This is a genomic window from Bradyrhizobium canariense, assembly GCF_019402665.1.
GTDB lineage: Bacteria > Pseudomonadota > Alphaproteobacteria > Rhizobiales > Xanthobacteraceae > Bradyrhizobium > Bradyrhizobium canariense.
Window position 1 is genome coordinate 1 of sequence record NZ_VSST01000110.1, and the last position, 14,543, is coordinate 14,543.

The window sequence follows — 14,543 nt, forward strand, 5'->3', positions numbered from 1 at the left end:
GTTTGAATCCGCCCAATACGTCTCTATCAAGTACACCGAGCGCTTGGCTGAAGCTGGCGTCGAGCCTTCCGTTGGTAGTGTCGGAGATTCCTATGACAACGCTCTCGCCGGAACCATCAACGGCCTCTACAAGGCCCAGGTGATCCATCGGCGCGGGCCATGGCGCAGCTTCGAGGCCGTCGAGTTCGCGACCCTGGAATGGGTGGACTGGTTCAACAACCGACGGCTCCTGGAGCCCATCGGCAACATCCCGCCAGCCGAAGCCGAGCAACGCTACTACACCATGCTGGAACAACCGGCCATGGCGGCATAACTTAAACCAAATAGCGTCCGGCAAACCCCGGGGCGGTTCAGAGAAGATAACCCGCGACTTCGAAGCGGTCATCGGAGCGCTCGTCGGATCACTGGCTACCTCCAGCCGAGAACTCGAGTGAGCGGCAGGCACTCTGTCGCAGACAGCGGCGTCAACTCAGATGCTGTCGGCGAAAGTCGACGGTGCATCGACTCGGGCCTCTCAGGCGGTTGACGCTGTCGCATCAGCTAGGGAGCAGATGTCGTCGTCCATCACCGAGATCGCTCGACAAGTGGAGATCTCAGCCAGAGTTGCAGCCGCTTGCCGGCGCGGCACAGACGAACGGACGTATGAGCAAGCTCTCGAACGCGGCGGCCGAGAAACGCCGGTGCTTCATGGTCGAGATCGATCGCGGCACCATGCCAATCTCTCGCCCGGATTTCCGCCAAACGAGTTTCCAGCGGAAGATGCAGGCGTATCTCGCCGCGCACGCTCAAGGACAGCATACGCAGCAGTTTGGTTGGAAGACATTCCGGGTTCTTGTTGTGACCACTGACCAGCAACGTGCCCAGTCGATGATCGAGACCTCGCAACGGCTGAGTACTTCTCAGAGCCTTGGCCCTTTCCGCTTCTTGTTTAGCCGAACTGACGAGCTGGAGCGGAGTGATCTCGTTGACACACCTTTGCGTGGATGGCCGCGGTCGCGGCACGCGCCTGACCTAGATTATAGATCAGCTCAATTTACCCTGCGCAACCAACGCTCGACGCGCCCCGGTCCTTTCTACAAGCTGCGCGGTGCTATGAGCTCATCCTCCGCGGTGACAGGTTAGCCAAGCGATTTGCCCGTTGAGCCGGGCCTCTGTCGGACCTTCGATCTCGTCGATCGATAACGGAGCCGAGAGCAGAATCAGGAAAAGCGGTCTGGCCGCCCTGTATCTGGCCGCGGCTCGGCTGTTCGCCCAACCAGACATTACGCCTTCGCTGGCGCACACGCGCCAGCTCTATCGTCGACTCCGGCGACTTAAGCCGATATCAAAGCTTGCGAATCGATCTGGCATCGCACTGCAAAAGATCTGCGGGTGCCGAGAGTAGTCAAACCCGCTGAGCGAATCCATGGAGATCCCTGTCTGCCGCCGGGAATATACGCAGCGCTGAGGTGTCACCGAATTAATTTTCGGTCGCACGAAACTGTTTGAGCACTAATGAGCCGCGGTATAGCATTGTGCCGTTTAAGTTTTCTTGGTGCCGCTTTATCGGCGGGTTCACATGCACGGAGCCCGCAGCGTGGCACTGTGCGGCTCAGAGATTATCATGTTAGCCTCCAACAGGATTGCGCTCTTTATCGACGGAGCCAATCTGTACGCCACAGCAAAAACCCTGGGCTTCGATATCGATTACAAACGCCTGCTGGCCGAGTTTCAGACCCGTGGCACGCTTCTGCGCGCGTTCTACTACACCGCCACTATCGAGGACCAAGAGTTCTCCTCGATCCGTCCGCTGATCGACTGGCTTGATTATAACGGCTACACGGTCGTCACCAAGCCGACCAAGGAGTTCATTGACGCTGGCGGCCGACGCAAGGTCAAGGGCAACATGGACATTGAGCTCGCGGTCAATGCCATGGAACTCGCCGCGCATATCGACGAGATGGTGCTGTTCTCCGGTGACGGCGACTTCCGGTCCCTGGTTGAGGTGGTGCAGCGCCACGGCGTTCGGGTCACCGTCATTTCCACGATCGCGAGCCAGCCGCCGATGATCGCCGACGAGCTGCGCCGCCAAGCCGACGTGTTCACCGATCTTATCGAGCTCCAAGCTAAGATCGGCCGGAATCCGTCCGAACGCCCAATTGCCCGTGAGCGCGAGTCGCGCTATCGCCCGCAGCAAGTCCCGGAGCGTCAGACCATCGCGGGACCGAAGGGAAACGATGGCGTTCTCGAGGAGTAATCCCGAGCGAGACCGCTAGTAAAATCCCAGACATGGCTAAGACTTGGTCGCCTCGGCACTTGGTCGTTCGTTCAAGCTGGTCCCGCGGAATGAGCCTGACGAATGAGCTCGGCATTTGCGCCGGGCTGATCGCCAGTAAGGTTCAGGTGCTCAGCAACGGGCCAACTAGAGAAAACCCTTCCGGGTTGTCGGTTCGGATTCCGAGGTTGCATGCCTACTCACGCCGCATCGCATGCATGTTGCTGCCCAGCATGCTCTCCACGGCGCGGCGCTCGATTCCGCGGAGCTGCGCGATCGGCGCGCGATAATCCCGCGCCGAGCTACATTTCGAAACTAATGTGAAGCTTAAAGCGAAGATAGTTCCGCTTTGACGCTGTGGCGGAACCAATCCGCGGCCGGTAAACGATTAATTTAGTTATCTCCAATAATCATGATGACTCCATCGCAATAATAAAAAATAAGGTTGGGGAAAACAGAAATAGGGAATTTTGCGATGGAAGCTGTGCGCCGCTTTCGCGCGACGGCGTTGCTATGCCGACAGGCCGCTGCGCGTGATCCTGAGAGAAGCTGGAAGCTGCTCGCAGAAGCAGAGTACTGGGAGCATCTCGCGACTGCAGCTTTAGCTCACTGAGCGCACGAGGCAGCGATTACTTATTTGTCGTTGGCTCTTAGTTCAAGTCATATTCAGGGGCGCGTAATGTCTAGTACTCGTCAGGTTTATAATTGCGCTGTTCTGCGTGAACGTCTGCAAACGATTGTGGCGGAGCTGAGAGAAGTGGAGAAGCTTCGAAGTAGGCTCCGAAGCGTAGAAGCGAGAACAATCGGCAGAAGACGGCGTGCCAAAGTGAGCAACAGAGCAAGAGCCGTTTAGAGACCGGCCGGGTACGAAGGTGGGCCGCGGCGGTGAGCCGCGGTGATTGTGGCCTGCGACATGTCGACAGCTTGCCAAGGGGGCGTGCCTCACATGTTCGAACTAACTCGGTGGCGAGACCGGCCGTCGATTCAGGATCGCGCGGTCACCCTGACTTTCGTTCGACGTTGCACCTCGGAACACAGCAACAAATCGATCGGCGGCCCAGAGCTCAACGTCGTGCTCGCCATGCATTTGCTCGGCTCGACGCCTGCTCGTCAATGCAGTCGAGCTTTGCCGCGCAGATCACTCGCCGGCTGCTGTCCACGACGAAAACTTTGTACCGCATGATGGCGGTCCCATCCAAAGGGGGGACCATCATCGTAATCGAATGTTTGTCTAAGGCAGTGCAAAAGTAGGTGCGTCTGCAAGGAACCATTGTACGTGTGGCAATTCGGCTATACCGACGCCTTGAATTTCATCGATCGCGCGGCGTCGAGCGCGTCTTGCGCTAGCTCACTGGCGTAATCTTACCGCGTGCCGTAGCGTGCGGCTCGAGCTTAGGATCGAGAAGCCACCAAGCGTCATCAGCAGTACACCTAACCAAGTTGCCGTCCAGCTGCGCGCCTCGTCGTGCGCCTCTACAATGCGCGCGCCCATCGGCATTGCTGGAGATGAAGCGCCGAGCGCGGGCGCGAGGAGCTGCTCAACGTCGACTTCGCCCGGCACGGAATGCTCAGGCGCAAGCTCCGGCCTGTAAAGATCGGTGGATGCCGCTGATGTCATGGTGGTGCCCATATCGAGTACGGAAGTGGCATCGGCTACCTTGAGTTCGGGTACAGGTGGCTGAGACGGCTCGGCCGGCGCGGAGCGCAGCAATTCCGCGCGCGCATCAACCACCGCGCTCTGCCTGGGCCGCGCAGTCCCGTTCTCGTCCACGCTCGCGGCGCGATCTTGGGCCCCGCGATGACGGACTGTCTTCTTCACCTTCGCGATACCTTCGGTCAGGAACCAGCATTTACGTTGGCCGTCGAACCGATAGACCCAATGCGCCCCGTCTGCGGTCGTGTTGCCGGGCCGCGGCAAGCATTGCGCTTGCGCGGAAGACGTCGCAGCGTCTTGGCGAGGAGTGGTATTGAAAAGTTCGGCAAGAGGATCGGATAACGAAGGTGTCGTCCAAAGACCGCCAGCAAGAACGAAACCGGCAAAGCAAATACGCAGCTGACCGGAAATAGGAACCCCGGTGTTGCGCCTCCAACCCGGGCACGACCCTTCGCCGGGACATGGGCCGTGATGCGGCTCAAATCGGGCAACGCTATGGATTCATTGCGGATTGTCGCCGGATTCCGCTCGTATATCAACCTGCTAGTCGCATTCGCGGCGACCAAGTGCATCTCATTCGACCGAACACTGCCGTCGGGACCCTTGGCGCGGGCCCAGTGCTCGGTTGCAAATTTCGGGTCGGCACCAGAGGACTGAGGAACAATAACTACTGTGTTCCTGTTCTCAAACGGAAACTCAAGCGTCAGAGGAGCACGAATGGCGGACCGTTGATGCTCCAAGAATGCGTGACATGACCAATCTTCTCAAGCTTCCGACCTGGGCTGATGACGAATACGTCTTCGCGGTGGTCGAAACTCCCCGTTCGAGCACATGCAAGCTCGACTTTGATCCGAAGCTGGGAGTTTTCACGCTCGCCAAACCTCTCATGGCAGGGTTGAGCTATCCCTACGATTGGGGCTTCATCCCTTCGACAAAAGCCCAAGACGGCGATCCGCTCGATGTCCTGATCGTCCACGACGCTCGGACATACCCCGGCGTGGTCCTCAAATGCCGACCAGTCGGTGTTCTAGAAGTGGAGCAGAAGAGTGACGGCAAGAAGGAGCGCAATGATCGCGTGTTTGCCGTGCCCGACCGGTCTCCACTTGAAACCGATCTCAAGGACGTCCGCCATCTTCCCTCGCGGGCACGCGACGAACTTGAAGAGTTTTTCCGCACCACCAACGCACTCGAGAACAAGGAGCTCAAATTCTTAGGCTGGCGTGGTCCGAACCATGCGGTCAAGACCATCAAGCGGCTGTCCAAGTAACGAAGAGAGCGAATGCGTAGGGCCGCCGCCCACCCCAGACCGCTGCGCGTGTATTCGAGGAAGGTTGGCACCGGGATTCCCGGAGTCGGAGACGCGAGTCGGTGCCATCATCACCAAGCTCCAAGCTTGCTTCTTGTCGCCAAGATTCCACCTAATGTGCCGAGGCAGTATCCAGGTGCTTTGTACGCCGCAAGTTGCCGTGCATCATGGGTCGTTGCTCGTTTTCTTCTTTGATTTGCCGCGCAAGAAGCTGACGCAGATCTCTACGCCGTTGACCCCGTCGAGCTGGCATCTGCGGTAAGCGAGGCCGGTCGAAGAAAGCAACAGGAAGAATTCCTGCAATGCCAAACCTTCAATCGAAGTTTCAACCACCAGTGCCGCGCTCTGGTCTGGCACATCCTTGATGGTACAGGCGCGGCGCCACGTGCCGTCGATAGCCATCATATGCGCTGGCAGCGGGTGCTCGAACGCGACGCGTCCACCACGTTGTTCTTTTTCTTTGGCCACTGAGGGAGAGCGGCACTGAGCTTGAGCGCTTCGTAACCTCGACGGACTAAAAGATTGTAAGAAAAATACGGAAAAACTGGCGAGTTGCGCGCCGCGAGCAATGAACGGTGGTTAACAACAGCGACGCTGAACAACGAACTCAAGCCGCGAACCAAACTTTTTTACCCTCCGTTAGGCTCGCCGCCCGAAGGTCTATGGGTTCAACGAATCGTTATTGGTGCGACTGATAGGTCACAGGGGTTGTTCGTTTAGGAGCGCCCATGAGCCTCGCCGCGGCATTGATTTACTGGGTCATCATTGCTCTCTGGGGCGCCGTCTTTGCCACGGTATGCATCGCTTTTTTTCGAAATCCCCAAACCTTCGGCACGACACGACTTCTGCTCTCAGTCATCGTTATCGATACGGTCCGAAATCTTATCGAGAATCTATATTTCGGTCTGTATTTTGGGAGTCAATACGGGCTATTCCCCGCTTCGATCCTGGCCACACTTGGCAACCCCTTTTACTTGATCCTTCCAAAAGTGATGAACGTCGTCGCCGCCTCGGCAGTGCTTGGCCTTCTGGTCTTCCGTTGGCTTCCTAGTGCTTCCAGAGAGCGTGCTGAAGCAGATGCCGACATTCAGGTAAAGACGCAGGCGTTGAACCATGAGATAGAGGAGCGGCGGCGCCTGTTTGAGACATCATTGGATTTGATTGTCGTGTTGGATCGGGCAGGTCGGTATCTGCGCGTAAGCCCTAGCTCACTTGCAACGATTGGCTACCGCCCCGAGGAAATGATCGGACGTAGTGGCAGGGACTTTGTTCATCCCGACGACGTCGAAAGCACCCGGCGCGAGTTGCTGCTTGCTCGCACCGGTGAACATATTCGCAACTTCGAAGCCAGATACCTCCACAACAGCGGGCGAATAGTACCATTAGCGTGGTCGGGCGTGTGGTCCGAGCCCGAGCAGAAGTACTTCTTTTTTGGGCGCGACATGACGGAAGCTAAGGTGGTGGAGACACAGCTTCGTCATTTGGCCCATTTCGATCAGCTGACGGGCCTTCCCAACCGTTTCAGTTTGCGCCGCGACATCGAGAGCGCATTGAAGGGAGGCGCTCTGCCCAGCCCATTAACAGTCGCCGTCCTCGATCTTGATGGATTCAAAGACGTCAATGACACACTCGGCCACGCTGTTGGCGACGGTCTGCTGCAGGAAATCTCAGCGCGGCTGACATCCGCATCCGATGCAGTACGAGTCTACAGGTTGGGTGGAGACGAATTCGTACTTCTTGTCCACAATTGCGGTGATCCGCTGGTCGCGTCCGAGATCATGGAGACAGTGCTGAAGCGTCTGACCGCACAAATTTACGTGGATGGCCATCAGGTGTTCGTTGGGGCGAGTATCGGACTTGCAATTGCGCCAACTCATGGCCTGAACGCCGATGATCTGCTCGCAAATGCGGATCTTGCGCTTTATCATGGCAAAGCTTCCGGCGGTCGTTCATGCCAGTTGTACGTTCCAACTTTGCGCGCAGGGGCGCAGCATCGGCGCGAGCTTGATATTGAGCTGCGTCGTGCTTACTCGAACCACGAGTTCGTCTTATACTTTCAGCCTCAGGTGAGATCGAGTGACGGTGTCATCACTGGAGCCGAAGCGCTGCTTCGGTGGCGGCATCCACAGCGAGGCATTTTGGCGCCGGGGGCATTCATCGATGCACTCTGCAATAGCGCCGTTGCGGCTGAAACCGGCCGATGGATCTTGGCGACGGCGTGCAAGACGGCGGCGCTCTGGCGCGCAAAGGGTCTGCCCCCCATCCGCATGGGGGTCAATTTGTTTCCGGCCCAATTCCGCAATGGCTCGCTAGTGCAGGATGTTGAGCAGGCCTTGGCCGATAGCGGGTTACCCGCCGAAGCGCTTGAATTGGAAATTACCGAGAATATCGCTCTAGGTCGAGAGGAGGAAACACTCTCCGCCCTCAAAGCGCTGCGAGCGCGAGGCGTCGCAATTGCATTTGACGATTTCGGCACGGGCTATGCCTCACTGAGCTGTTTGACACGGTATCCCCTCACGCGAATAAAGATCGACCGGAGCTTTATCCAGAAGATAGATGAGCAATCTCCCTCGGAGGAGTCCGCCATTGTTCGCTCAATCATTATGATGGGCCGCAACTTGGGGCTCGATGTCACCGCCGAAGGGGTTGAAACTGCAGCTCAAGCGGATTTCCTAGGGACGGAAGGGTGCGCGGAGTTACAAGGTTTCTTCTTCTCGCGGCCCCTGCCGGTCGACGCTTTCGAACGTTACATGGGATCGGAGGTACTGAACCAGCGGAAATTGATGGGAAGAAAATGACGGTCTGAGTTGTGTCCGAATGACGCGCTCCGCCAGAGTGAACGGGCGGACGGCCTCGTTCCGCACCGACACGAAGCCATTTCGCGCTTGGCCAAATCGCTGCGCGCCGTCCGCAACAGCTATTATTCGTTGGGATTGATTGGTCGTTAAGGTTGGTTTAGCTCCCGGCATGATCATTGGGGACCACAAGGGACCCGAGCATGCAATTGCACCATGCGAATACCTTGGAAAGGATCGAGGGGATCGCGGATCACGGCAGTGGCGAGGTCGGGCCGCCGCTCGTCACTCTTGATCAACTGGATTTCTCGACCTGCAACCGAGATGAGGTCCTGGCGCTATTGGCGCCAAGCGGTCATTTAAAACCCACTATTTGGCTCGTCGTGGTCGCATTGGCCGGGGGCTTGGGATTGGGATGGGCTGGTGCTTGGTATGGTCCTGCAACTATCTCGGCGCTCAACCGAGTTGCGCGGATAGAAACGGCTTCGCGCCGCATGCCGGACGCAAACTCAGGCGTTAAGGCCGAAACCGCCCGAAAAATAGCATCAGCATCGGGCTCGCGAACACCGCCTGGTTTAGATCAGCCCTCCACCGTCAGCGCGAGCGTTGCTCCGAAGCCTCTGGCCAAAGCGTCGAGTGAGGCGCAATCGGCAGGAGCTTCGTACGCAGCTTCTTCGGTTGTCGAGGCGAATGTGTCTGTGACCGGCTCGGTCGAGCCTGCGGGGCGGCTCCTGTCAGTCCCCGAGGCAAGACCAACGACTATTCGGGGTTGGGCAGTCCTTGACGTTCGCGACGGAATGGCAGTGCTCGAACGGCCCGACAGGATTCGAATCGCAGCACGGGGCGACGTGGTCCCCGGCATCGGGCGTATCGACTCTATCGTGCGTTGGGGCAACCGCTGGATAGCGCAACAGCTCGTGGATTGATCTCGACGCCGTCGTAAATGCTTGTGACGAAGAGGTGTACCATCCATTCGTGCTGTCGCCGATCGGCATCCGACCTATTGTGATTGGAGCTATTCCGTAACGGGAGCAAACTGGCGAGCTACCGCTGGTGACCCAAACCAATGCCGAGCGTGCGAGCCTTCTGTCGCAATGACCCTTCAGATCGCTTTGTAAGCTTCGCAATCTTCGCGACAGGCGTCCTCGCCTTCGAATGAGCACGCAGCTCTTTCACATCCGCTTTAGTGTATTCGCGACGCGCAGACGGTTTTGTGTTGCTCGCCCTCTTAGTCATTAGCGCCCTCTCGATTTCCAAGAGGGGTAGTACCACAGCCATGTCACGCTCGCCAGCGGGACGCAGACCCTGTCGGGCGCAAATAGCTACACCGGTGCGACGACCGTGAACGGCGGCACCCTCGGTGCCGGAGCCGCGAATGCGCTCAGCGCCGCCTCGGCCTTCACGGTAACGGCTGGCGGTACGCTCGATCTCGCCGGCTTCAATCAAACGCTCACGTCGCTCGACAATGCGGGCATCGTGACACTCGGCGGCGCGCCCGGCACCACGCTGACGGTGGCTGGCAATTATGTCGGCAATGGCGGCACCGTGCAGCTCAACACCCGGCTCGGCGGCGACAGCTCGCCGACCGATTTGTTGCGGGTGCAGGGCAGCACATCGGGCACGTCGTCGCTGCGCATCACCAATGTCGGCGGCACCGGCGCGCAGACCGTCGAGGGCATCAAGGTGGTCGACGTAGCAGGCGCGTCCAACGGCAGCTTTTCGCTGTTGGGCAGCTACGTCTTTCACGGCGAGCAGGCGGTGGTCGGCGGCGCCTATGCCTATACGTTGCAGAAGAACGGCATTGCCACTCCCGGCGACGGCGATTGGTATCTGCGCTCCAGCCTGATCAACCCGCCGCCCACGACACCTCCCGGTCCGCTCTACCAGCCGGGTGTTCCGCTGTACGAGAATTATGCGCAGGTGCTGCTCGGCATGAACGATCTGCCGACCCTGCAGCAGCGCGTCGGCAACCGCTATTGGGGCGGCAGCGATGCGATGGCGCGCACAGGTAGCGCGACCACGGTGTCAGGCGCGGCTTCGCCGGCGCCGACGGCGTTCTGGGGCCGCATCGAAGGCGGGCATTCCGATTTGCAGCCCTCCACCACCACGGGTTCGACCTACAAGGCCGACCACATGAAAGTGCAGACCGGGCTCGACGGCCTCGTGCTGGAGAACGAGCGGGGACGATTGTTCGTCGGCCTCACTGCGCAATATGGCCTGACGACCGCCGATGTCGCGTCGTTCTTCGGCAACGGGCGCATCCGCGTCGAGGGGACGGGCGTCGGCAGCACGCTGGACCTGGTATGGCGACAACGGCTTCTATGTCGACGGTCAGGCGCAGTCGATGTTCTATCGCAGCGATCTGTCCTCCGTGCTGGCTGGCAGCATGATCCACGGCAATGAAGGGTTCGGCTATGCCGCCGAAACCGGCAAGCGGATCGGTTTGGGCAACGGCTGGCTGCTGACGCCGCAGGCGCAGCTGTCCTATGCCAAGGTCGGCTTCGACAGTTTTGCCGATCGGTTCGGCGCGCAGGTCGCGTTGCGCGACGGCGACAGCCTGCTCGGCCGCGCCGGCCTTGCACTCAATCATCAGAGGACCTGGAACGACGGCACCGGCATCGTGCGCTCCGACGTCTACGGCATCGCCAATCTGCGCTACGAATTTCTCAACGGCACCAACGTCGATGTCACCGGCATCGGCTTTGCCAATACGCAAGACCGGCTGTGGGGCAGCATCGGCGGCGGCGGCACCTATAGCTGGGCCAACGGGCGCTACGCAGTCTTCGGCGAAGTCTCCTACAATGCGAGCCTCAACAACAGCTCGGACAATCGCAATTACAAGGGCACCGGAGGCTTCCGTCTCACCTGGTAGAGCAACACCTGCATCTTACGCGCTTTTCAGCTGGTTGGCACCACGGTAGCCTCTACCCTCCAGGGCTGAGGAAAGGGGGTACTGATCATGATTGAAATTTCTCGCCGTCTGCTCGGCAGTGTCGCAGCCGGGAGCCTCGTCGCGGCAACCGGCATCGACGACGACGCCGCCCAATCAGCGCAAAACACATTCATCTTTGTCAGCGGGGCCTATATGAAACCATTCAGTCGCGTCCTCCTACCCTTGCTCCTGATGGCATTTGGGGCCGTGTCAGCACACGCAGATGATAAGGATGACGTGCTCGCAGCGAACACGCAGGTTGAACAGGCGTTTACCAAGCTCGACGTCACAGCTATCGAGGCGACTTGGGCCCAGGACGGATCTGTTTCCGTCATACACCCCGCAAGCAAAGCACCGATCCTGGGCTGGGAGGGCGTCCAAGAAAGTTATGTGGACCATCCGGTTCGGTACAAGGACTTCGCTGTTGTGATGGACAATCCGCAGGTAACGGTCAAAGACAACGTCGCTTGGGTCGTAGGTATTGAAAAGGTGTACGCACATCGCGCGAACGGTGACGTCCTCGACATTTCGGCGCTTGCGACGAACATATTTGAAAAGCGCAGTGGCAAGTGGTTGCTGGTGCACCATCACGCCAGCCGCATGCCTTAGTCGCTGAACGCGCTGGAAGCGCGCTGGTTGGATGGGCGATGGTCAAGGCTAAATACGAGCCAGCGTGACGCCTCGATATTCCGTTCGCAGGTGGGCCAGCAGTTGATCCTCACGCGCTTGCCGCCGGATGTCGCCATTGGGGTCAGAAGCGCCAGTTTCTTTAGATGCGTCGCGTCAACAGCAGCATTGGGCCCCAGAGCGGTCCTTCACCTAGATGCTCGCTGCGAATAGATCCCACCGCCCGGGAAGTCCCTTAAGTTCATGCGATCCGCGCTCGGTAAACCTCAAGCCCGCGCCGGCGACGAGATCGGTGACGACCCGTGACACTATGACTTCGTTAGGCCGCGACTGGGTCATAACGCGCGAAGCTGCATGCACGGCGACCCCGCCTATATCGCGGCCCCTGATCTCGATTTCGCCGGTGTGAAGACCAGCTCGGAGGGCCAAGCCAATCTGTTTTGCAGCTGTTCCAAGCGCGAGAGCGCAACGAACGGCGCGGGCTGGTCCGTCGAAGGTGGCGAGAATGCCATCGCCGGTGGACTTGATCATATTGCCGCGATGCTTCTCGACGATTTGCGACGCCAGTTCATCGTGACTGTCAAGCAATTTGCGCCATGCCCGGTCGCCCACCTCTGCGGCGCGGCGCGTTGAATCGACGATATCCGTGAACAGGACGGTGGCGAGGACGCGATCGATATCCTCCGGCGAGCCGTCGCGATGCCCGGTCGTGAACTCTTCGATGTCGCCAAGCAGCTCGTCCCGGTCGCTGAAGCCGAAATATGGACTGTGGTCGTCGCCCGGATACTCGATGAAACGCGCGCCGGGAATCCCCGCGGCTAAATCGCGGCCATGCTGGATCGGTACCTGCACGTCACCATGACGATGCAGCACAAGCGTCGGAGCGCGTACGCTCTCAAGCAGCTGGCTCACGTCGATCGACGCATTCAGCAGGGCAAACTGCTTTATCGCTCCTGGACTGGCTGAAAGCCTTTCATACTTGGCGAATTGCGCTACGGCGGCAGGATCGGTCGCGAGGCTGGGAGCAACTCTGTTGATCATCGCTCCCGTGCCCCACGACTTCATAAGTTGCATGGCCCATTGCTCGCCGTCTCCGGGCAACTCGCGTCGCCGTCGATAGCCCCCAAACAGGATGAGCTTGGAGACGCGCTCGGGATAGGTGGCAGCAAACATGACGCTCATCGCGCATCCCTCGGAGACCCCAAGCAACGCGGCCTGGGTTGACCCGATGCTGTCCATGACGGCGCGAACATCATCCATCCGCTGTTCAAGCGAAGGGGCTCCGGCTACCCTGTCGGAGAGCCCCTGGCCTCTCTTGTCGAAGGAAACGACGCGGGCGAACGTCGAAAGGCGGCGCATGAACGCGGTATAACCGCGCAGTTCATGCAAGAATTCGACATGCGAAATGATGCCCGGGACGACGATGATATCGACGGGCCCGTTACCTAGCGTTTGATAGGCGATATTGACGTCGCCGCTTAGCGCATAGCGCGTCTCCGGCATGACAAAATCGATCATCACTCACTTCCTTGACGGCTACGGCCCCCACCGCCGAAGCAACAGGCGACATCGTCCGTCACCTAGCCGACCCGCAGCGTACCTTATCATAGGGGCAGCTCGACAGGGCTAGAACAATGGCGCCGAAATGTCGCCTCTGGGTCCATAAACCGCCGATGAAGGCCAAGCGGGGCGAGTTCCGATTTTGCTTACGGAGCCGATATTTATGACTAGCGGCTGACGCCTCGAACTACCACGCTCGCGTCCAGGTGCACCTGGTCGACACATCGTTGCACCGGTCCGGGGTAGTCTTGCTCTATCCAGGGTTCGTCGGCGGAGCGAACGTGCTCGATCTTCGACAGCCGGAGGCAGATCCAACTGGCTTTGTCCGGACCCTTCGTGCTCGAACTTGCCGACACAAGGAGGGCGAGTGCGCGCTCCTGACCGGCGGCGTGGCCCAGAATGTAGGGGCAGACCGTCTTCCGCTCGCCGCCATCCCTCACATGGACGGGCCGGCGTTCAAGGAGCGCTTGTTTGAGCGCAGTGAAGACTTCGCTGTGGCCTTCGCTCAGGATCTGGAACGGTCGCTTGCGACCGCGGCGCGGTCGGTACGCGGCGAAGTCCGGGTTGAACGTCGCTGCTCGGGTGATCCCAGGCGCTCCATCAGCGCAAAACTCGTTCGGTCAATCAAGCAAAAGCTCTCGTCCGGAAACCTTGTCCCAATCTCCGAAGCCGCATCCAGATCGGCGCGGAGGACGGGTTCGACCCGAACTCCGCTGTCGCGCAGCCGCTCCCAGAAGCTTTCCGCCACGTTCTTTCCGAATTTGGCCTTGAGCAGTTGCCACGTCTCGGTCAGCACCAGGTCGGTCGTGAGGTGCTGGTCGATGCTCCGTAGGATCGACCTGGCGCGCTCATTCCGAGTATCCCGCTTGACGGCCGCAGCGAACCAGACGGAGGTGTCAACGAACGCACTCATGCGCGTCACTCCTGAACCGGGTACTCCCAAACCTTGCCCGTTGGATCGTTCTCCTCAAGCCATTTTTCCGCGGCTTTGATCGACGGATAGAGCTTGGCCCAATCCGGGTGTCCGATCGCCCCTGACCCCGGATCGCGAGAGTAGAGCCAAACCGATCCGTGGGGCTGACCGCCTTCCACTTCGTACTCCCAGGCTACGCCTTCAGGGTCGTTTTCCTTGAACCACCTTTCGGCGACTTCGGCAGATGCAAACACCTTCACCCAGCCGGGATCCTCCATCGTGCGCGGTGCGCCGTCGTGGTAGTCGAGGTACAGCCATACGGTTCTGCCCTCGCGGCGGGCTTCATCATGGCTGCGAACCACCTCGTTCACCCTCTGCCGGTCGGAACGATCGGCTTCGGGCAGCGACATCACGGCAGCGTAGAGTTCGGCAGGAATGCTGCGCCTGTCGCCGGGAGGTTTGTGGCGCCATTCCAACCATCGATCGAATGCATCTGACATGT

14 protein-coding genes and 1 pseudogene are annotated in these 14,543 nt (G+C 59.3%); 9 read left to right on the forward strand and 6 right to left on the reverse strand.

The features are described 5' to 3' along the window. The 3 genes from FXB41_RS39475 to FXB41_RS39485 all read left to right on the forward strand — a co-directional run. Positions 1 to 313 (forward strand): integrase core domain-containing protein (locus tag FXB41_RS39475; protein WP_219685598.1); only part of this gene is annotated, 313 nt, incomplete at its 5' end. A gap of 329 nt (positions 314 to 642) precedes the next feature. Continuing rightward, positions 643 to 1,122 (forward strand): hypothetical protein, encoded by a 480-nt coding sequence (locus tag FXB41_RS39480; protein ID WP_219685599.1) that lies wholly within the window; start codon positions 643 to 645, stop codon positions 1,120 to 1,122. Between the two features lie 481 nt (positions 1,123 to 1,603). Beyond that, on the forward strand, positions 1,604 to 2,236 hold the full coding sequence (locus tag FXB41_RS39485; RefSeq protein ID WP_246649603.1) for a LabA-like NYN domain-containing protein: 633 nt from the start codon (positions 1,604 to 1,606) through the stop codon (positions 2,234 to 2,236). Positions 2,237 to 3,602: 1,366 nt separating this feature from the next. Here FXB41_RS39485 and FXB41_RS39490 read toward each other — a convergent pair. Next, positions 3,603 to 4,172 (reverse strand): hypothetical protein, encoded by a 570-nt coding sequence (locus FXB41_RS39490; protein WP_246649605.1) that lies wholly within the window; start codon positions 4,170 to 4,172, stop codon positions 3,603 to 3,605. Between the two features lie 487 nt (positions 4,173 to 4,659). On the opposite strand from FXB41_RS39490, the gene FXB41_RS39495 reads away from it, so the two are divergent. Then, entirely contained in the window at positions 4,660 to 5,175 is a 516-nt protein-coding gene (locus FXB41_RS39495; RefSeq protein WP_219685600.1) for an inorganic diphosphatase, read from the forward strand. Between the two features lie 204 nt (positions 5,176 to 5,379). Here FXB41_RS39495 and FXB41_RS39500 read toward each other — a convergent pair whose 3' ends face one another. Beyond that, positions 5,380 to 5,619, reverse strand: a complete 240-nt coding sequence (locus tag FXB41_RS39500) for a PilZ domain-containing protein (protein WP_219685620.1) — start codon at positions 5,617 to 5,619, stop codon at positions 5,380 to 5,382. Positions 5,620 to 5,942: 323 nt separating this feature from the next. Between FXB41_RS39500 and FXB41_RS39505 the strand changes: the two genes are divergently transcribed. Next, positions 5,943 to 8,012, forward strand: a complete 2,070-nt coding sequence (locus FXB41_RS39505) for a putative bifunctional diguanylate cyclase/phosphodiesterase (RefSeq protein WP_219685601.1) — start codon at positions 5,943 to 5,945, stop codon at positions 8,010 to 8,012. Positions 8,013 to 8,212: 200 nt separating this feature from the next. After that, positions 8,213 to 8,935 (forward strand): hypothetical protein, encoded by a 723-nt coding sequence (locus FXB41_RS39510; RefSeq protein ID WP_219685602.1) that lies wholly within the window; start codon positions 8,213 to 8,215, stop codon positions 8,933 to 8,935. Between the two features lie 118 nt (positions 8,936 to 9,053). Here FXB41_RS39510 and FXB41_RS41370 read toward each other — a convergent pair whose 3' ends face one another. Continuing rightward, positions 9,054 to 9,245, reverse strand: coding sequence for a hypothetical protein (locus FXB41_RS41370; RefSeq protein WP_246649607.1), 192 nt, complete (start codon positions 9,243 to 9,245; stop codon positions 9,054 to 9,056). Positions 9,246 to 9,305: 60 nt separating this feature from the next. On the opposite strand from FXB41_RS41370, the pseudogene FXB41_RS41645 reads away from it, so the two are divergent. The 3 genes and pseudogenes from FXB41_RS41645 to FXB41_RS39525 all read left to right on the forward strand — a co-directional run. Continuing rightward, a pseudogene (locus tag FXB41_RS41645) lies at positions 9,306 to 10,217 on the forward strand (autotransporter outer membrane beta-barrel domain-containing protein); the annotation flags it as partial. A gap of 22 nt (positions 10,218 to 10,239) precedes the next feature. After that, on the forward strand, positions 10,240 to 10,881 hold the full coding sequence (locus FXB41_RS41650) for an autotransporter outer membrane beta-barrel domain-containing protein (protein ID WP_283843508.1): 642 nt from the start codon (positions 10,240 to 10,242) through the stop codon (positions 10,879 to 10,881). A gap of 87 nt (positions 10,882 to 10,968) precedes the next feature. Continuing rightward, positions 10,969 to 11,550 carry a YybH family protein gene (locus FXB41_RS39525; RefSeq protein WP_219685603.1) on the forward strand — a complete coding sequence of 194 codons (582 nt, stop codon included), beginning with the start codon at positions 10,969 to 10,971 and terminating at the stop codon, positions 11,548 to 11,550. Positions 11,551 to 11,760: 210 nt separating this feature from the next. On the opposite strand, the gene FXB41_RS39530 is transcribed toward FXB41_RS39525, so the two are convergent. The 3 genes from FXB41_RS39530 to FXB41_RS39540 all read right to left on the reverse strand — a co-directional run bounded on the left by FXB41_RS39530 (position 11,761) and on the right by FXB41_RS39540 (position 14,541). Then, positions 11,761 to 13,086 (reverse strand): adenylate/guanylate cyclase domain-containing protein, encoded by a 1,326-nt coding sequence (locus FXB41_RS39530; protein WP_219685604.1) that lies wholly within the window; start codon positions 13,084 to 13,086, stop codon positions 11,761 to 11,763. 547 nt (positions 13,087 to 13,633) lie between these two features. Beyond that, positions 13,634 to 14,041, reverse strand: a complete 408-nt coding sequence (locus FXB41_RS39535; protein WP_219685605.1) for a type II toxin-antitoxin system VapC family toxin — start codon at positions 14,039 to 14,041, stop codon at positions 13,634 to 13,636. Positions 14,042 to 14,046: 5 nt separating this feature from the next. Beyond that, on the reverse strand, positions 14,047 to 14,541 hold the full coding sequence (locus tag FXB41_RS39540) for a hypothetical protein (protein WP_219685623.1): 495 nt from the start codon (positions 14,539 to 14,541) through the stop codon (positions 14,047 to 14,049). Between the last annotated feature and the right edge of the window lie 2 nt (positions 14,542 to 14,543).